Annotated in this window: 20 protein-coding genes and 1 pseudogene; 20 read left to right on the top strand and 1 reads right to left on the bottom strand. The window is 42.3% G+C overall.

Annotated elements, in window-relative coordinates:
• Positions 1–45 precede the first annotated feature (45 nt).
• The 17 genes from NL111_RS05545 to NL111_RS05465 all read left to right on the top strand — a co-directional run bounded on the left by NL111_RS05545 (position 46) and on the right by NL111_RS05465 (position 13,990).
• Positions 46–504: a DUF441 domain-containing protein gene (locus NL111_RS05545; RefSeq protein WP_002831884.1), complete on the top strand. Its 459-nt coding sequence runs from the start codon at positions 46–48 to the stop codon at positions 502–504.
• Between the two features lie 12 nt (positions 505–516).
• Positions 517–1,383 carry a CvfB family protein gene (locus NL111_RS05540; RefSeq protein ID WP_004165934.1) on the top strand — a complete coding sequence of 289 codons (867 nt, stop codon included), beginning with the start codon at positions 517–519 and terminating at the stop codon, positions 1,381–1,383.
• 3 nt (positions 1,384–1,386) lie between these two features.
• The gene (gene xerD / locus NL111_RS05535; protein ID WP_036671239.1) at positions 1,387–2,274 is read left to right on the top strand and encodes a site-specific tyrosine recombinase XerD; all 888 of its coding nucleotides are present in this window, start codon (positions 1,387–1,389) and stop codon (positions 2,272–2,274) included.
• Between the two features lie 15 nt (positions 2,275–2,289).
• Positions 2,290–2,649: a hypothetical protein gene (locus NL111_RS05530; protein ID WP_002830319.1), complete on the top strand. Its 360-nt coding sequence runs from the start codon at positions 2,290–2,292 to the stop codon at positions 2,647–2,649.
• On the top strand, positions 2,639–3,391 hold the full coding sequence (locus NL111_RS05525) for a segregation/condensation protein A (protein ID WP_004165932.1): 753 nt from the start codon (positions 2,639–2,641) through the stop codon (positions 3,389–3,391). The genes NL111_RS05530 and NL111_RS05525 overlap by 11 nt, the downstream gene beginning before the upstream one ends.
• Positions 3,369–3,959: an SMC-Scp complex subunit ScpB gene (gene scpB, locus NL111_RS05520; protein WP_002830317.1), complete on the top strand. Its 591-nt coding sequence runs from the start codon at positions 3,369–3,371 to the stop codon at positions 3,957–3,959. Before NL111_RS05525 ends, scpB begins: the two co-directional genes overlap by 23 nt.
• A gap of 2 nt (positions 3,960–3,961) precedes the next feature.
• Positions 3,962–4,675, top strand: coding sequence for a pseudouridine synthase (locus tag NL111_RS05515; protein WP_285110010.1), 714 nt, complete (start codon positions 3,962–3,964; stop codon positions 4,673–4,675).
• Between the two features lie 8 nt (positions 4,676–4,683).
• Entirely contained in the window at positions 4,684–5,697 is a 1,014-nt protein-coding gene (locus NL111_RS05510) for a helix-turn-helix domain-containing protein (RefSeq protein ID WP_285110009.1), read from the top strand.
• Positions 5,694–7,118 (top strand): RecQ family ATP-dependent DNA helicase, encoded by a 1,425-nt coding sequence (locus tag NL111_RS05505; protein WP_285110008.1) that lies wholly within the window; start codon positions 5,694–5,696, stop codon positions 7,116–7,118. The genes NL111_RS05510 and NL111_RS05505 overlap by 4 nt, the downstream gene beginning before the upstream one ends.
• 73 nt (positions 7,119–7,191) lie before the next feature.
• Positions 7,192–7,917: a LysM peptidoglycan-binding domain-containing protein gene (locus NL111_RS05500; protein ID WP_159214272.1), complete on the top strand. Its 726-nt coding sequence runs from the start codon at positions 7,192–7,194 to the stop codon at positions 7,915–7,917.
• 15 nt (positions 7,918–7,932) lie between these two features.
• Positions 7,933–8,613 carry a (d)CMP kinase gene (gene cmk / locus NL111_RS05495; protein WP_002830311.1) on the top strand — a complete coding sequence of 227 codons (681 nt, stop codon included), beginning with the start codon at positions 7,933–7,935 and terminating at the stop codon, positions 8,611–8,613.
• A gap of 74 nt (positions 8,614–8,687) precedes the next feature.
• Positions 8,688–9,899, top strand: a complete 1,212-nt coding sequence (gene rpsA, locus NL111_RS05490; protein ID WP_002831871.1) for a 30S ribosomal protein S1 — start codon at positions 8,688–8,690, stop codon at positions 9,897–9,899.
• Between the two features lie 139 nt (positions 9,900–10,038).
• Positions 10,039–11,346 (top strand): ribosome biogenesis GTPase Der, encoded by a 1,308-nt coding sequence (der, locus tag NL111_RS05485; protein WP_002830308.1) that lies wholly within the window; start codon positions 10,039–10,041, stop codon positions 11,344–11,346.
• Between the two features lie 184 nt (positions 11,347–11,530).
• Positions 11,531–11,806 carry a non-specific DNA-binding protein Hbs gene (gene hbs, locus NL111_RS05480; protein WP_002830307.1) on the top strand — a complete coding sequence of 92 codons (276 nt, stop codon included), beginning with the start codon at positions 11,531–11,533 and terminating at the stop codon, positions 11,804–11,806.
• Positions 11,807–11,871: 65 nt separating this feature from the next.
• Positions 11,872–13,143: a tetratricopeptide repeat protein gene (locus NL111_RS05475; protein WP_036671484.1), complete on the top strand. Its 1,272-nt coding sequence runs from the start codon at positions 11,872–11,874 to the stop codon at positions 13,141–13,143.
• A 67-nt stretch (positions 13,144–13,210) separates the two neighbouring features.
• Entirely contained in the window at positions 13,211–13,462 is a 252-nt protein-coding gene (locus NL111_RS05470; RefSeq protein WP_002831868.1) for a hypothetical protein, read from the top strand.
• Between the two features lie 57 nt (positions 13,463–13,519).
• Positions 13,520–13,990 carry a nucleoside 2-deoxyribosyltransferase gene (locus NL111_RS05465; protein ID WP_002830304.1) on the top strand — a complete coding sequence of 157 codons (471 nt, stop codon included), beginning with the start codon at positions 13,520–13,522 and terminating at the stop codon, positions 13,988–13,990.
• 63 nt (positions 13,991–14,053) lie between these two features.
• On the opposite strand, the gene NL111_RS05460 is transcribed toward NL111_RS05465, so the two are convergent.
• Entirely contained in the window at positions 14,054–14,923 is an 870-nt protein-coding gene (locus NL111_RS05460; protein WP_002830302.1) for a YitT family protein, read from the bottom strand.
• Positions 14,924–15,037: 114 nt separating this feature from the next.
• Here NL111_RS05460 and NL111_RS05455 point away from each other — a divergent pair, with 114 nt between their 5' ends.
• The 3 genes and pseudogenes from NL111_RS05455 to NL111_RS05445 all read left to right on the top strand — a co-directional run bounded on the left by NL111_RS05455 (position 15,038) and on the right by NL111_RS05445 (position 19,098).
• Complete coding sequence (locus NL111_RS05455; protein ID WP_285110007.1) at positions 15,038–16,246, top strand: CCA tRNA nucleotidyltransferase; 1,209 nt, start codon at positions 15,038–15,040, stop codon at positions 16,244–16,246.
• Positions 16,247–16,248: 2 nt separating this feature from the next.
• A pseudogene (locus NL111_RS05450) lies at positions 16,249–18,143 on the top strand (ABC-F family ATP-binding cassette domain-containing protein).
• A 4-nt stretch (positions 18,144–18,147) separates the two neighbouring features.
• On the top strand, positions 18,148–19,098 hold the full coding sequence (locus tag NL111_RS05445) for a thymidylate synthase (protein WP_285110006.1): 951 nt from the start codon (positions 18,148–18,150) through the stop codon (positions 19,096–19,098).
• Positions 19,099–19,113: the final 15 nt, after the last annotated feature.

The raw sequence follows: 19,113 nt of genomic DNA, 5'->3' as shown, positions 1-19,113 counted from the left end.
AAAAGAAAATTTTTTATGTAAACTGAAAAGTTCGGAGTGAAAATATTGGAAAGCTGGCTTTTTTTAATAGGGATTTTATTAGTTTCTTGGTTGGGAAAAAACCAATCATTAATGATTGCCACAATTGCCGTTTTGCTATTTAAGTTGCTGCCTAATTCTGCTAAACTCTTTAGCATTATTGACAAGCAGGGAATCAACTGGGGAGTGACCATTATTTCAGTAGCAATTTTAGTTCCAATTGCTACGGGAAGAATTGGTATCATGGACTTGATTAACTCATTCAAGTCACCAGTTGGCTGGATTGCGGTCGCTTGTGGGATTTTAGTTTCATTATTGTCATACCAAGGGGTCGGCTTTTTATCTGCTAGCCCAGAGGTGACGGTCGCGTTAGTCATGGGAACGATCATTGGGGTGGTTTTCATGAACGGGATTGCTGCTGGACCAATTATTGCTTCTGGAATAGCGTACTTAATTATTCAATTATTACAAATACAAATTAAATAAACGGGAGAAAACATGGAAACATTATTAGGCAAAAAGATTCAGGCGAAGGTTATTGATGAAAATGACCAATTTTATTTTGCACAGGCTGAAGATGGCCTCACTTATCGCATTGACAAAAGCGAAATAAAGAAGCCTTTAAAAAAGGATAGTAATTTCAGCGGGTTCGCTTACGAAAATGCTAACCACGAGCGTCAAATGACGCGCGAAGCCCCAAAAGCCACTACCGGAAAGTACGGTTGGGGGACGGTGGTTAAGGTTCGCAAAGACTTAGGAGTTTTTGTGGATATCGGTTTAAATAACAAGGACGTGGTGGTTTCGCTTGACGAATTACCAACGGAAACCAAGCTGTGGCCACACGTGGATGATCAGTTACTAGTTTGTCTCACGGTGGATAATAAGGAACGAATGTGGGCACATCCTGCCGATTCCACCGTTTTTAAGGCGATTTCTGTCCGGGCAAATAAAAAAATGATTAACCAGAATGTTACTGCAACGGCATACCGGCTAAAATTAGCCGGAACATTAGTAATTACTGATCAATTCCAACTAGGCTTTATCCATCCTTCAGAACGGGATCGGGAGCCACGTTTAGGTGAAAAGGTTCAAGCACGGGTGATCGGAATTCATCCGGATGGGACGCTGAACTTGTCGTTAAAGCCGCGCAATTACGAAGCGCTTGGCGACGATGCGGCGATGATTTTAGCGTTGTTGCAACACCGTTCGGATGGGCAACTACCTTTTAACGACCACAGTAATCCTAGTGATATCAAAGAACATTTTGGGATTAGCAAGAGTCGTTTTAAAATGGCGATTGGTCACTTGCTTAAGGCAGGCGTAATTGAGCAAACCGCTGATGGGATTGTTTTGAAGGAGCAATAGGTGATGGATGATCTGATTAACGATTATCTCCACGCTCTAAAAGTTGAACGGGGACTTTCAGATAATACAATTGTGAGTTATCGTCAAGAATTGCGCCACTTGCAAAATTTTTTGCAGGAGCAACATATTGCGGATATTAAAGATGTTGATCGTTATACCATCTTGAACTACCTAGATGCTTTAAAACAAACTGGCCGGGCCCGCAGTTCTTCGATTCATACGATTTCAAGTTTAAGGAAATTTTTTAAGTATCTGCTGCTTAATGACCAAATCCAAACGAATCCTATGGTAAATATTGACCCGCCTAAACGGGCACAACATTTACCATCGGTTTTGACCACTGAAGAAGTTGAACGACTGCTTAAAGTGCCCGATACTAGTAAACCTTTGGGAATTAGAGATCGGGCGATTTTAGAAGTGATGTATGCGACCGGTCTACGGGTTAGTGAGCTGATTGCGTTAAATCTAAATGAACTTCATTTAGAGATGGGACTTATTGAGACGGTTGGGAAAGGAAATAAGCAACGGATTATCCCAATTGGGGACGTAGCGATCCAATGGCTAGAACGTTATATTAACGGTCCGCGAAGAGCGTTGCTGGGAGCTAAGCGATACAATGAAATTTTCTTAAACCAGCATGGTCACCCGTTAACCCGACAAGGAGTTTGGAAAAATTTAAAAGCTCAAGTGCAAAAAGCAGGAATCAAGAAAAATATCACCCCGCATACGTTGCGACATTCTTTTGCGACACATTTGTTAGAAAATGGTGCAGATTTGCGTATTGTTCAAGAACTACTAGGACACGCGGATATTTCGACAACCCAAATTTATACGCACATTACTCAACAGCGGTTGGTGGATGTATACGATAAGTACCATCCGCGAGCCTGATAACAGGGGAGCAAAATGTTAGTTAAATATACAGAATCAAAAAGACAAATTGCAATGGGCTTATTGTCAACAATCGATGCGTTTGGTTCAATCGACGTTGTTCAGCAAGTTCTAGAGCGATATACCAAAAAGAATCGGCAAATTTATCTAGAACGTAGAAATGGTACTTACATTGGATTGGTACTAATTGTTTTGGAGGCAGATTGCGTAGTTGTAGAACGGATGGCCTTCATCGCCAATGAAGAAACGGTTTTTAATGAAAATGAAATCTTTCGGTCATTATTGTCGATCTTTCCAGACCGGCGCTTAATGGGCTCTTTAAAAACGAGTGCAATGATTGAAAGGTTTGAAATGGGGCAAGTTGATGAAAGCTAAAGTGTATAACTTACCGGACGTGAAGCTAGCCGATTTTGAGGGGCCGCTCGATTTATTATTACACTTGATTCGTCAATCGCAGATGAGCATTTACGATATCCGTATTTCAGAAATTACAAGCCAGTATTTACAGTATTTGCATACTCAGGAAACTCTGCGATTAAATATTGCCGGAGAATATTTAGTAATGGCGGCGAAACTAACTGAAATTAAGGGAAAAATGCTGTTGCCTCACGAAGAAGATGAAGAATTGGTTGACGAAGATCCCCGAACTGATTTAGTTGACCAATTAATTGAATACCAGATTTTTAAAACGGCCTCTGAAAATTTACGGGACTTAGAAGGCGAACGGCAACGCTCGTTTTCGAGACCTGAGATGGAAATTGACCCCGCAACGGTCACTAGACTAGCACCTGGAATCGAGCTTACCGATTTGCAAAAAGCTTTACAAAAAGTACTTGCTCGGCAAGCATTGTTGGAGCCAGTTTCACGTACGGTACAGACCGAAAAAGTTTCCATCGAAGAACAAATGGATTTTGTGAAGAGAAGGATCCAACAGCGCTCGGTTTGTCGTTTTGAAGATTTGTTTACCATCCGGGTGAACCGGGAAGTGTTGGTTACCACTTTTATGGCAATTTTGGAATTAGCCAAAAACCAGCAAATAAAATTATCACAGGATTCAGCAGACCAATCAATTACAATCAAGATAGGTGAAGTTAATGAACAAGGAACAAAAAGTTGAAGGGCTACTTTTTGTAGCGGGAGCTGAAGGGATTGCATTGGCTAGCCTAGCTGAATTAACCGGCTACGCTAAACCAGCGGTAACCGCCATTTTGGAAAAGTTAGCCGAAAAATATCACCAGGATCCCAATTCGGCGTTAAGCTTGATTCAAACGGGCGGAACCTATAAATTAGTTACCAAACCAGAGTTAGCTTCGCTAATTAAAAAGTATTTTGCTCGTTCCAACCAAGCAGGATTATCGGCGGCAGCTTTGGAAATTTTAGCGATTGTGGCGTATCGGCAACCAATCACCCGGATTGAAATTGATCAGATTCGCGGTGTTCATAGCGGAACTACCTTGCAAAATCTCGTCCTGAGAAATTTGGTTAAGGTTACGGGACGGTTGAACGAACCGGGACGACCGAAAACGTACGGAACCACCGCAGAATTTTTAGACTATTTTGGGTTACAAGATCTTACGGAACTGCCGGCGTTGCCTGAAGATACCGAAAATTCCGCAGAAGATCAAGATAATGAGGATTTATTTTTACAAGAGTTTGAATCGAAAATGACAACCAACAAGGAGTAACTATGGCAGAAGAAAGATTACAAAAAGTAATGGCTGAGGCTGGAGTAGCTTCGCGACGGAAATCGGAAAAGCTAATCGCTGAAGGACACGTTAAAGTTAACGGACGGGTAGTAAAAGAATTGGGCACTAAAGTAGAACAGCATGACCGAATTGAAGTCGACGAGGTGCCTATTCAGCGCGAGCAAAACGTCTATTTCTTATTAAATAAACCGCGCGGGGTAATTACTTCAGTTAGCGATGACAAAAACCGCAAAACGGTCATGGACTTTTTTCCAGACGTTACTGAACGGATTTATCCCGTGGGAAGGTTGGATTACGACACTTCTGGCGCAGTTTTGATGACTAACGATGGTGAATTGGCTAACCGCCTAATGCATCCGAAGTTTAAATTTGAAAAAACATACACTGCTAAGGTCAAGGGACTGGTCAATGGGTCAGCCTTGAAGTGTCTAGAAGAAGGGGTCGTAATCGATCACCGCAAAACTGCTAAAGCCAAGGCCAAGCTGATTAGTACTGATTTAGAAAAAAAGACGTCCATCGTGCAACTAACGATCCATGAAGGGCGGAATCACCAAGTTAAGAAAATGTTCATGGCGGTTGGCCATCCGGTGCAAAAATTACACCGTAATAGCTACTCTTTCTTATCAATTGATGATGTGCAATCTGGAAAATGGCGCGCCTTGAAACTGAGCGAAGTTAAACGTTTGAAACGGTAAACATACAAATGAAACCGGAAGACGGATTAATTTTTTTTGACCGCCATCAAAGTCGCCGACCAAAGGTGATTTTAAATTTGTTGAAAAATAAACTAACGGTATCGGCACTTTATGGCGGCTTAGAATACGGGTTGCTAAATTACATTGGTTTTTGGAAAAAACTGGATCGTCAGGAATTCCTAAATAGTTTAGATCAAGCAGTTAAAATGGGTTACTTAACTGGGGAACGGGATGCGTTAAAGCTAACGGAACGGGGGGCACAGCAACAAAGTAGAGTTTTGCCGCCACCGGAAGCTAGTTTACGAGTCAAATTTGATCCCGCAATTAAGCTATGGCTAATGGCAACCCAGGTAGTTTCAGAGTATAGTTTTAAAAATACGCGGTACATCCCAATAAGTGAAGACTCTCAGATAAACTTCATGGTAAAAAAGTGGTTTGCCAACTGGAAACAAAGTGAAACGTCCCGTCCAAAATTGGTTCAGGAATACCAACAGGCGTTGGGTGCACTCTGTGAGCAATTACCTAAAGAAGAAGCCGACTGGTTCGTAAACTACTTACCCAACCATCACGACTTGGGATTAACGGTGGAGCAGCTTGCCCGGGTTAATAACGTTAGTCCATTTCAAATGGAATTACGGTTACGCTTAATTTTTAGGAAAATTTTTAGCTCGGTAATTAATAATCAAGTGACGCCCTTCAATCAATTAATTGGAATGGTTATGCAACCCTCCGTTTTGCCAAAAAGTACGTGGCAAACTTTGCAGCTATTACAGAAGGGCTATAATATAGAGAAAATTGCAGAATTGCGGCGGGTGAAAATTAATACTGTAAAAGAACACTTACTGATGATGGCAATCTTGCTGGATAATTTTCCCTACCAACAATTTTTAAGCCCTGGTGTTGCGCAAATGGAAATTGCGGGGGTTGATTTTCAAACTGCGTTACAAGAATATCCTGAGCTGACCTTTTTTGATTTTCGGCTTAGCCAAATTAGATTTATTAAGGAACGGCAAAGACAATGACAATTTCGGACCAATTAATTTATGATAAATTGAAGGACCGCTTTGGATTTCAGGAATTTCGGCCCGGACAGTTGGAAATTTTACATAAATTGCTGGAAGGGCGAAGTACGCTAGCAATTTTGCCGACGGGAGCCGGTAAAACCTTAATTTACCAGATGTATGGTTTACTAGTCCCCGGAACGGTAGTGGTGGTTTCCCCATTGTTATCCCTTATTAAGGACCAAATTCAACGGTTGCGTTTGAGTGGCGAGCGTCAAATTGCAGAGCTTACTTCTCAAGTAGCGTTCACCGATCAACTATACGTATTAAACCATTTGGCGGAATATAAATTTATTTTTTTATCACCAGAAAGCTTACAAAAAGCAGAGGTACAAGGGCGAATTGCCCGCTTAAAGATTGCGTTGATGGTCGTGGATGAGGCTCACTGCATTGTGCAGTGGGGGAAGTCGTTTCGTCCGGACTATTTGCGAATTGGGCAAGCCCGTCAGCAGTTTGGAAATCCATTGACGTTAGCGTTAACGGCCACTGCTAGCCGGAACACCCGCTCGGAAATTTTGCGATACCTCGCCTTAAATGTTCAAACAACTGAGCAGTACGTTGCTTCCGTAGACCGCAAAAATATCTTTCTAGATTTTTTGACGACCGATAACGTCGCTGATAAGGAAGAATTGTTATTAAACCTGATCGACCAGCTACCGAGCGCGGGTATTGTGTACTTCTCCAGTCGAAAGATTGCTAGCCAAGTAAGTGAACTAATTAATCGCCAACTTAGGCAAACGGCTGCGCCATACCATGCGGGGATGTCCACCTATGACCGACTACAAGTTCAAAGTCAGTTTCAAAAAAATCAGCTTGACGTGATTTGTGCAACTAGCGCTTTCGGCATGGGAATTGACAAGGCTGATATTCGTTACGTAATTCACTACCACATGCCGGGCGACATTGAAAGCTACGTTCAAGAAATTGGTCGTGCCGGACGCGACGGTAAGTCAAGCGTGGCGATTACGTTGTACGCGACGGGAGATGAATTGATTCCAACTATTTTAAATAGTTATTCACTTCCAAACACTGATGGATTGCCGTTGTCAAATGGTGAACAGCAAACTGAAGAGCAGCAAGCTTTGGTTAATTATTATCGGGAATTTGGTCTAACTGAAAGCCAATTAAAAAAATTATTTAAAAAACAAGCGCAACAAAAGGAACAACAGATTTTAGAAATGTTAAAATTAATTCGGACTACGGGATGTCACCGGCGCTTTTTATTGCAACATTTTGATGAACCATTTACGAAACACGATGAACAATGTTGCGGTTCGATAAGTGATTTCACAGAATTCGGGTTGCAAGAGGCGCATGATTCTAGTAAATTGGCGATGATGGGCTGGAAGGACAAATTAGCACAAATTTTTGCGGCTAACTAGCCTGTTTTACGTAGTCATTCTAAATAAAATATTGTAAAATACATCATATTGGTATGCATTAGGAGGACGAACATTGAGTAGCAAAAACAAGAAAAACAAAAAATCAATCGAAAAGGCTTCGTCAAATGAAGTTACTGAGGAACGAGCTGCTAACGAAAAGGTAGCGAACTCTGAAAATAAGGCAGCTGCTTCCACAACGAATCCTAAGGAATCAGCCCACGCCGAGCAAACAGCTACGAATGAACATGCTGCTGAAGAGCAAGTCGCAAGTAAGTCGGAACGCGGCGAGTTTCATAAGCAAAAAAAGCGGACTAAAACCATTGTAGGTTCGATGATCTGGGTAGTAATCATCTTGGCAATTGCGTCGTTAGCTTATTACATGACCCAACGGCAAGATTTTCAGCAAAAAACTGCAAATACTACAACCACTCAGGTAGCTAAATCAAGTAAGAAAAATTCGGCAAGTAAGGCCAAGTCTTCATCTAAGAAGCATGAAAAGGATGTTTCGTCATCTGCTAGCTCAACATCATCAACGACGAAAAAGAACGATGATAAGTCAAAATCGACAGCAGTAGAATCGTCAGCAAGCTCGTCAACAGCATCCTCAAGCAGTGCAACAACGCAATCATCAAGCAGCGCTAGCTCTGCAGAAGGTGCTTCTTACGCAACGGTCCAAGCTGGTCAAGGAATGTATCGGGTTGCGGTTAACAACGGAATCTCTGTTCAGAAGTTGATGGAATTAAACGGGTTGAACAGTAACTCCGAAATTGAACCTGGACAACAATTAAGAGTAAGGTAGGTCGTTAGTTAGTTTATGGACAAGAAATTACAAATTGCAATTGACGGACCCGCATCAGCAGGGAAAAGTACGGTTGCTAAAATTGTCGCTAAGGATTTAAGTTACATTTACTGCGATACGGGCGCGATGTATCGTGCAGTTACCTTAAAAGCGATGCAAAATCACTTTGATTTAAATGATGAAGAAAAGATCGCGACAATGTTGACAGAAACTAATTTAAATTTTGAACCCGGTGATCCCGTACAAAAGGTCTTTTTGGACGGAAAAGAAGTCACGGAAGCAATTCGGCGAACGGACGTAACCAATGCGGTTTCTACGATTGCGGCTCAAGAACAAGTCCGTAAAGTATTGACGGACTGGCAGCGCGACTTAGCCAAAGATGGCGGAATCGTCATGGATGGCCGCGACATTGGTTCAGCAGTATTACCAAATGCCGAAGTTAAAATTTTTCTCGTGGCTAGTGTCCAAGAACGGGCCGAACGTCGCTATAAGGAAAATATTGCAAAAGGCATGGATACAGATTTGGAACAATTAAAGAAAGAAATTGAAATTCGGGACCACAAAGATTCTACCCGAGAAATTTCACCACTCACTAAAGCTGCTGATGCAATCGAGGTAGACACTACTGCCATGTCGATTGAAGAGGTGGTACAGAAGATTTTAGACATTGTTCATGAAACTGTATTCAGAAAGTAACAACAATTACTAGCAATTATGCAATTTTTTCGATATCATATAAGTATAAGTGCTGTAAAAGGGGGATTATTCGGATGGCCGAAAATGATGTTAATCAAAACAGTGATTTACTCAACGCAATTAATAGCGTTGAAGAAGTAAAAGTTGGTGACGTAGTTACTGGCGAAGTACTTGATATTGATGACGATCGTCAAGTGATCGTGGGAATTCAAGGTGCTGGTGTGGAAGGTGTCGTACCTTTACGTGAACTTTCTACGCAACATATCGACAATATTAATGACGAAGTAAAAATTGGTGATGAACTAGAACTTGTAGTTATTTCACGGATTGGTGACGATAAGGAAGGTGGCAGTTACCTACTTTCTCGTAAGCGTCTATTAGCTCGTAAAGTTTGGAAAGAAATTGAAGAAAAGGCTGCTAATGGCGAAGAACTTGAAGTACCAGTTACTCAAGTAGTTAAGGGTGGTTTGGTAGTTGATGCTGGAGTACGTGGATTTATTCCTGCTTCAATGATTGAAAACCGCTACGTTGATGATTTAAATGCTTATAAGGGTCAAACTCTTAAAGTTAAGATTATCGAAATCAAGCCTGAAGACAATCGTTTGATTCTTTCACACAAGGCGGTTATCAATGCTGAACGTGCTGAAAAACGCCAAGAAGTATTAAGCTCATTGCAAGAAGGCGAAGTCGTTACTGGTAAGGTAGCTCGTCTTACAAACTTTGGTGCCTTTGTTGACCTTGGTGGAATTGACGGACTTGTTCATATTTCAGAAATTTCATACGAACGGGTTGAAAAACCTTCTGACGTTCTTAAGCCTGGTGAAGAAGTTCAAGTTAAGGTTTTAAGTGTTGATCCAGAAAGAGAACGGATTTCACTTTCAATCAAACAAACCCAACCAGGACCTTGGGAAAATATTGCTGAAAAAGCTCCAGTAGGTGCTGTTTTAGATGGTAAAGTAAAACGGTTAACGGATTTCGGTGCATTCGTTGAAGTCTTCCCTGGTGTTGAAGGATTAGTTCACATTTCTCAAATTTCTCACAAGCACATCGCTACTCCAGCAGATGTACTTGAAGAAGGTCAAGACATTAAGGTTAAAGTACTTGAAGTACATCCAGAAGAACGCCGTTTGGCATTATCGATCAAAGCTTTAGAAGAAGCTCCAAAGAGTGAAAAGAAAGCTTCTAAGGCTCCAGCAACTGACTACAGCAAGGATATGCCAGAAGAAACAACTGGTTTCACACTAGGTGATATCATTGGTGATAGCCTTAAAGATTCAGATAAATAATTCAAAAAATTGTTAGGATTAATAATTTAACATGTCGAGTGCTAGATTATGCCTATCAACTCAGTTAGAAAGGCCTTGGCGGAGAATGATAGTCTGTCCAAGACCTTTTTAATGTTGTATTTAGAAAGGGGGCCAATTGATGGGAAATCCAACTGTAGCAATTGTCGGTCGACCAAACGTCGGAAAATCAACCATTTTTAACCGAATTGCGGGGGAACGAATCTCCATTGTGGAAGATACTCCGGGAGTAACCCGAGACCGAATTTATACCCATAGCGAATGGCTAGGTCGGAAATTCAACCTAATTGATACTGGCGGAATTCAAATTGGTGAAGAACCATTTTTAGAAGAAATTCGGGATCAAGCCGAATTGGCAATTAACGAAGCGGACGTAATTATTTTTATCGTAAGTGTTCGGGAAGGCGTTAGTGACGCGGACGAAGCGGTTGCTAAAATTTTATATAAAGCCGATAAGCCGGTTATTTTAGCGGTTAACAAAGTCGATAACCCGGAATTACGCCAAGATATTTATGACTTTTACAGCTTAGGTTTTGGTGACCCGTACCCATTATCCGGAAGCCACGGACTAGGTTTAGGGGACCTGCTAGACGCAGTCATCGCTAATTTTCCAGAAAAAGAAGCGCAAGAAGATGACGAAGCAATCCGCTTTAGTTTAATTGGGCGGCCTAACGTTGGAAAATCTTCATTAGTTAACGCAATTTTAGGCGAACAACGGGTAATTGTTTCTGACATTGCGGGAACGACCCGGGATGCAATCGATACGCGATTTACAAGTAATGGTGACGAGTTTGTAATGGTCGACACCGCTGGAATGCGGAAAAAAGGGAAAATTTACGAAAACACTGAACGCTATAGTGTGATGCGGGCAATGAAAGCCATCGACAACAGTAACGTAGTTTTGGTAGTACTAAATGCTGAGGAAGGTATTCGAGAACAGGATAAGCGGATTGCGGGTTATGCCCACGAAGCGGGCCGGGCAATCGTAATCGTGGTAAATAAGTGGGATAAGCTAAAAAAGGATAACCATAGTTTATCTAACTTTGAACAGTCAATTCGCCAAGAGTTTGCCTACCTCAGCTATGCACCAATTATCTTTGTTTCTGCCGTTACAAAACAACGTTTATCGCAACTTCCCGCATTAATCAAACGGGTCGATGAAAATCACCGCCGTCGAGTGCAATCATCCACCTTAAACGACGTGTTGATGGATGCTATTGCAGTTAACCCTACACCTAGTGAGAACGGCAAACGTCTACGGGTTTACTACGGTACGCAAGTTAGCATACAGCCGCCAACTTTCGTGATTTTCGTTAACGATCCGGACTTAATGCATTTCTCGTACGAACGCTTCTTAGAAAACAAAATTCGCGAAGCATTCGACTTTGAGGGAACACCTGTGCATTTAATTGAACGTCGTCGGAAGTAATTCTTAAATAAGTATTATAGATGCTCTTTTTAATGCAAAAAGCGCAAAAAAGCTTGTCACAGCAGACTCTGTGTGATATATTTCAAGTTGAAATAATAACAGATTATTGTTTCACCGTTTTTGATTTTTCAAAAATGACAAAACACCTTGTTTTGATAAACAAAATTCAGGAGGTGAAATATACATGGCAAACAAAGCAGAATTAGTTGAAAATGTTGCTAAGAAGACTGGTTTAACCAAGAAGGATGCAACAGCGGCTGTTGAAGCTGTATTTGGCTCAATTCAAGATGACTTGAAGAAGGGCGACAAAGTTCAATTGATCGGTTTCGGTACTTTTGAAGTACGTAATCGTGCAGCTCGTAAGGGTCGCAACCCACAAACTGGTAAAGAAATTGAAATCGCAGCAAGCAAAGTTCCAGCATTCAAGCCTGGTAAGGCTTTGAAGGACGCTGTTAAATAAGCGGATTTCTGAACTTGGGTCAGCATAGCTCTGTTATGCTGGCTTTTTGTTTGCCTGTAAAAATTATGAATAACGAAGAAGCAAATTACTCTAAAAGAGCATTAGATGCCTTAGAATCGGGACAAATTGACGAATTCAATCGGTTATACGGTTGGGCGTTGAGAAAAGACGATGACGAGACCCTTTATAACCTAGCTGGGGAACTGTATGCTTTGGGGTTTGATGGCAAGGCACTCCGGATTTATGAAAAATTGATCGAACGATATCCTGGTGATCATGAATTACCGGTATTGGCTGCTGAAATTTTGGTGGACCAAGGAGAAAATGATCGTGCTCTAGCGAACCTAGAAAAGATTCCTGAAGATTCTGAATTTTACGTGTCGGCATTGATGGTGGAAGCCGATCTTTATCAAACTGAAGAATTATACGAGGTTTCGGAAAGAAAACTTTTAGCTGCTGAGCAACTTGCCCCAGACGAACCGGCAATTCAATTAGCCTTAGGGGAGTTGTACTACACAATGCAAGACTATCCTAAGGCCGTCACGTACTACCTCAGGCTGATTAAGCAAGGGATCCCTATGATGAGCCAAATCAACATTGTCGAGCGTTTAGCGGCTTCCTATGCGGCTTCTGGCAAGTTTGAAAAGGCAATCGCTTATTATGAACAGATTCATGATGAAGACTTGACTCCCGATATTTTAATGCAGGAGGGAATTACCTATCTGCAGCTTAATGAAGTGCAACGCGCGCAGACGGTGTTAGAGAAAGTTGTCGACATGGACTCATCGTATAGCAGTGTCTATCCGTACTTGATTGATGCGTACCGCCGCGATGAGGAATGGGATAAGGGCTTAACCGCTGCACAAGAGGGGTTAGCGGCTGACCAATATAACCCGGACCTGTATTTGCTGGCTGCTGAAATGGCTGAGCACGCCCATGATGACGAGTTAGTTGAGAAGTACCTACAAAAAGCTGTAGAATTGGCTCCAGATAATCAGGCAGCCATAATTCGGATTACCGATTTTTATAATCGCCAAGGTCGTTACGCAGAAACTTTAAATTACGCGACGGACGAAATCACGGATGCCCAATTAAATTGGAACGTGGCGCTTGCCGAGTGGAAAACGGAAGACTTTGCGGGAGCACAGAAGCATTTTAGTGCTGCTGCGAATGATTTGGCTGATTCTGCGCCGTTCTTGCTAGATTGGTACCACTTCAGTAAAGAAAATGGTCAACTTGAACAAGCGGTAGACGTAGCGCGGAAGTATGTCAAATTGGTCCCAACCGATTTGAATATGCAAGATGAATTAGCAGATTTGGAGGTGCAGGGTTATTAATCGTTGGCAAGATAACTTTAAGATTAAAGATTGGGCGCCTAAATTTAACAAAAAGATGGTCGAGGTTATGCGTAAAAACCAATTTACGGCAGAACAACCGGCGGACTTTACGAAATTTAACGACGCAAGTTTTAATGAACAACAAACGTTAATGAAAAATGTGATTGCCAAAAATTACCAAATTAAACTACTCACTAGTTTTAACGAACGAACCGTTTACGGAGTCGTTGGTAAAAACGCAACCGGTCAGTTTTTCTATGCGCTAGACAAGAATCTTCCGGAAAAAATTTCGACCGCGGAGTTAAAAACATTGCTCTAAAATGCTCTTAGCTATGTTATAGTTTTATTACACAAGGCTAAAGGAGTGATTGGAAGAATGGCAAATTCGGTATATTTAGCAGCACCTTTCTTCAGTGATTTACAAATTGAACGGGTACGGAAGGTTGAAGAACTTTTAAAGAAAAATTCGACGATCGACGGTGATAACATCTACGTTCCAATGGATCACCAATACGAAGCAGAAAAGTTTGGTACTTTTAAGTGGCAAGTTGGCGTATTTGAAGCTGACGTTCGTCAAGTTCGTAAATCAGACGTGGTGGTTGCAATTCTTGATTATGCTAAGCAAGATGAAGAAGTGATTTCAGATCCTGGAACGGTATTTGAAATTGGCGCCGCATTTGAAAATGGCAAACCAGTTATTTTAGTTCAATTTGACGACACCGACAAGATTAACCTCATGTTGGCTCGTAGTCATGCAGCATTCTTCCATGGAGAAGATATTAAAAATTTAGCTACCTATGATTTTAATGAGTTAACTCCGAAGTATTCTGATTTAACGGTATTTTAAAGGTTAGGCAGCGGTAATAAAAATGCAGAAATTGCCAATTGGCGACTTCTGCATTTTTTTGTATTATTCAGGTTGTTTATCGGAATCGTAAGTGAATCCTTCACCAATGGCTTCGTGAACGTCGATTACGGAAGTAAACGCGCGGGGGTCGACGCGTTCAATAATTCGTTTAGCTAAGTTGAGTTCGTTAGGGCCGATTACGCAATAAACCATCTGGTGTTCGCTATTAGAATACGCGCCCGTCATTTTTATGTAACTAGCACCACGACCGAGCTCATTCATAAGGGCTTCTGCAATTTCTTCATTTTGGTCACTGATAATGATTAAGCCGTGGCCCGCGTAAGCTCCGACTTGGGTCAGGGAAACTAAGCGGGAGAAAACGTAGGCAGCTAGTAACGTGTACATCATATGCAAGACGTCAATGTAGCAAAGCGAAATGGTTAAGACAACCGCATCAAGCGCGAAAAGGGTGTGTCCCATTGCAATTCCGCGGCGCTTTTCCAAAATTCGGGCAACGACGTCGGTTCCACCGGTAGTTCCACCAAAACGGTAAACGACCCCGCTTCCGAAACCACCGGCGATCCCGGCGAGAATCCCGGCAATGAACATGTCGTGATGAATATCCAAGCTAATGGGGATGCGTTGCCAAAAGTACAACCAAAACGAAAGTGCTAACGTTCCAAAAATTGTGTAAATTAAGGAACGCTTACCCAAAAAGCGGTAACCAATTAAAATTAAGGGAACGTTGATTAACAGCGTGGAAAGCGCGGGATCAATCCCAAACAAGGCCCGCAATATCAGAGTTACCCCGGTGATCCCACCCTCCGCGAGGTGATTGGGGATGTTAACCACGGCAAGGCCAAGCCCGTACAGACAACAGCCTAGCGTAATCATGACGAAATCTAACAACCGAATTGATTCATCTTTTTGCATAAACAACCTCCTTATCCTTATGCAGTACTTGCAAATATCATACCATAGAAGTGGAACTTCCTTTTCAAAATCAGGGTGGTTTCTGGTAGTATTAAATGTGGATTGGATGTGAGAATGGTGCAGTTAGAAAAAATGCCACAAGAGTTTGAAGAAGCACGAAACGTGTTACAACAAATCGAAGAAGCTGGATATGAAGCTTATTTTGTGGGCGGTAGCGTCCGGGATACGTTGCTTGGTAAGCCCATTCACGACGTAGACATTGCGACGAGTGCTTATCCCGCTGAAATTAAACAAATTTTTAAACGAACCGTTGATACGGGAATCGAACACGGAACCGTAATGGTTTTAACTGGAGAACATAGTTACGAAATCACCACTTTTCGAACGGAAAGTGGTTACCAAGATTTTCGGCGGCCTGATCAGGTTACGTTTGTCCGGTCACTAAAGGAAGACTTAATGAGGCGCGATTTTACCATTAACGCCTTTGCCTTACGGGAAGATCGAACCGTTATTGACGTTTTTGACGGTTTAACCGACCTTAAACAGCAGAAAATTCGCGCGGTCGGGGACCCTAAGGCACGTTTTCACGAAGATGCTTTACGAATGATGCGCGGAGTCCGGTTTGCTAGTCAATTAGATTTTGTGATCGAACCGCAAACGTTGGCGGCCATTAAAATGAATAGCAGTTTGTTGGCTAAAATCTCGGTGGAACGAACCCTAGTAGAGTTTCAAAAGATGATGCTAGGAACTAATCCTAACCGGGGGTTAGCTGATATGGTTGCCACGCGGCTCCATGAGTACTGTCCAGGATTAGCCGGTAAGGGAGCCGTACTGCAAGAATTGCTAGCTTATCCGCTAAGCCAGTTAGAAAACGAAACCCAAATTTGGGCGCTTTTAGCGTGGATGTTGCAGCTACGCGGCGCACAAATTAACCGCTTTTTAAAGCAGTGGAAGACCTCTAACGAATTGATTCGCCACGTTACGGCAACCGTTCGGGTACTTAGCATGCTGGATAGTACCGGGGTGGATCGGATAATTTTATTTGAAGCTGGTGCTAATAACGTCGCTAACGCAGTCCGGGTGGCGCAAATTTTAGGCCATGATGCACAGGGATGGTTGGACACTTACCAAACGCTACAAATCAAATCATCTAAAGAATTAGCGGTAACTGGTAAGGACTTGATTGCAAACCAGATCGTCACTCCGGGACCCCAAATGGGGCGGATTTTAAACTCCTTAAAAACTATGGTGATTAACGATCAATTACCGAACCAACCAGAAGCATTGTTTACAGCAGCACGAAAATTAGGGAAAGATGATTGAGAATGAAAACATTAAAGGCTAAAAATTTAACCAAAACATATGGGGAAAAGCAACTTTTTCAGTCGATTAATTTCACCATCAACGAAAATGATCGGATTGGGTTGATCGGGACGAACGGGTCAGGAAAAACCAACCTCTTAAACGCGGTCGCTGGGATTGATCCGGCTGATAGCGGCGAGTTTGAAGCTCCCAACGATTACCGAATTGCCTACTTAAAGCAAAGCTCGGAGATTAACCAATATGAAACGGTTCGGGACTTTATTTATAGTGGGGCCCAAGAAGTTTTTCGGGTAATCAAACGTTACGAGCAAGTTTTAGCTCAATATACTGATAATCCCACTTCAAATACGATTTTTGAGAAGTTTACTAAAGCTGAAGATGAAATGAACCGGCTGGACGCCTGGAATACCGAAAGCAATATCAAGACAATCTTAACGCAACTCCACGTGGATATGCTGGATGCCCCAATTAACCAACTATCAGGGGGCCAGGTGAAGCGAATTGCGTTAGCACAGGCTTTATTAGAACCCGCGGATTTATTGCTACTGGACGAACCCACTAACCACTTGGATTTTGACTCAATTGAGTGGCTAGAAAAGTATTTAGCCGATTACAAGGGCGCCCTTTTACTAGTTACCCACGACCGGTATTTCTTAGATCGGGTAACCAACCACATCTGGGAACTAAGCTTCGGTCACCTGTACGAATATGAAGGTAATTATGCTAAATACGTGGAACAAAAGGCGTTACGCGAACAGCAAAATGAAGCTAGCCAAGAAAAGAAGTACAAGCTTTATAAGCAAGAGCTGGAATGGATTAAGCGGGGTCCTAAAGCCCGGGGAACAAAGCAACAGGCTCGAATTAACAAGTTTGAGAAACTTGATCAAGACGTGCACGCGCCTAAGGAAATTGACCAAGACGTTGAGATTGGACTAACCCAACAACGGTTAGGTAAAAAAGTTATTGAAATTAAGCACCTTGATTTGCAAGTGGGGGGCCATCCGATTGCCCGTGACTTTACCAAGTTAATTCAAGCTGGCGACCGAATTGGGATTACCGGGGCCAATGGTGCGGGAAAATCTTCCTTCTTGAATGCGATAGCCGGAAAGCTCCCCATCCAAGGCGGGACGATCGACATTGGCGAAACGGTTAAAATTGGCTATTATACTCAGAAGATGGAGCCCATTCCAGAAGACAAACGGGTAATTAATTACATCAAGGAAATTGGTCAAGAAGTTGTTAACCGGGACGGTGAAAAAATTAGCGTTACCAGTTTATTAGAGCAATTTCTTTTTCCGAAGTTTATGCATGGAAGTTTAATTAAAAAACTTTCAGGTGGTGAAAAGCGCCGGTTGTACTTAATTAAGGTTCTCATGCAACAACCCAACGTCTTATTACTAGACGAACCGACGAACGATTTAGATATTGCCACCTTAACCGTATTAGAAAACTACCTTGAACATTTCAACGGGACCGTTTTAACGGTATCTCACGACCGCTATTTCCTTGATAAGGTTAGCGATCAATTGTTAATTTTTGATGGTAACGGGCAGATTGAACAATACACTGGTCAAATTAGCGACTACCTTAAACAGCGGGCGCAAACCACGTCTACTAGCGCTACCGCGGCTAAGCCTCGGACGGAACCAACTTCCGTGGCCAAACCAAAAAAGAAGAAAAAAGAACCTATGCCGAAGAAAAAGAATGGCAGACAATTGAAGCAGAAATTGATAAACTAGAACAAAAATCTAAAACAATTACCGAACAAATGAACGAATACGCTGCGGATTATGGCAAACTATCGGAACTTCAGGCTGAACTCAACCAGGTATCCGATGAGTTAGAGAATAAAATGGCGCGCTGGGAGTATTTGGAAAGTTTTGAAGAAGGGGAGTAACGGGATGCTCGAAGAACAATACCTGAACCTAGAAAGATACGTCTTAGAAAATGGTCACCAAAAAAGTGACCGGACACAAACGGGAACCTTGAGTACCTTTGGCTACCAAATGCGGTTTGACCTCAGTGAAGGGTTCCCCCTGTTAACTACCAAACGGGTGCCGTTTGGCTTAATTAAAAGCGAGTTGATGTGGTTTTTGAAGGGCGATACGAATATTCGCTATTTGTTACAACACAAGAACCACATTTGGGACGAATGGGCCTTTAAAAAATGGGTAGAGAGTGCCGAATACGATGGGCCAGATATGACCAATTTTGGGCACCGCTCCTTGATCGACTCGAATTTTAACGCACAGTATCAAGTGCAAAAGGATCGTTTTACCAAGTTAATCTTGGAAGACGACGCCTTTGCTGCTAAGTACGGCGATTTGGGGAATGTGTACGGTAGTCAATGGCGGGCTTGGAAAACTAGTACTGGAGAAACTATTGACCAAATTGAAAACGTGATTGATTTGATTAAGAACCATCCTGATTCTCGCCGAATGATCGTGACCGCTTGGAATCCAGAGGATGTCCCAACGGCTGCTTTGCCACCGTGTCACTCGTTATTCCAATTTTACGTGGCTGATGGCAAGCTGAGTTGTCAACTTTACCAACGTAGCGGGGATATTTTCCTCGGGGTGCCGTTTAACATTGCTAGTTACGCATTGCTAACGGCGATGATTGCTAAAACTTGTGGCCTAGAAGTTGATGAATTTGTGCATACCCTTGGGGACGCGCATATTTACAGTAACCATATTGCCCAAGTTAAGGAACAATTAACTCGGGACCCTCGTCCGGCTCCGCGGTTGAAATTTAACCAAGTTCACGAAAATATTTTTGATTACGAACCAGCCGACATTGTGGTAGAAGGCTACGATCCACATCCTGCCATTAAGGCTCCGGTAGCTGTTTAAAAAATTAGGAGATTT

Origin of the sequence: Pediococcus sp. AC40 (assembly GCF_030252485.1) — a bacterium.
Taxonomy (GTDB): Bacteria; Bacillota; Bacilli; order Lactobacillales; family Lactobacillaceae; genus Pediococcus; species Pediococcus acidilactici.
This window is presented reverse-complemented; position numbering and strand designations above follow the sequence as displayed.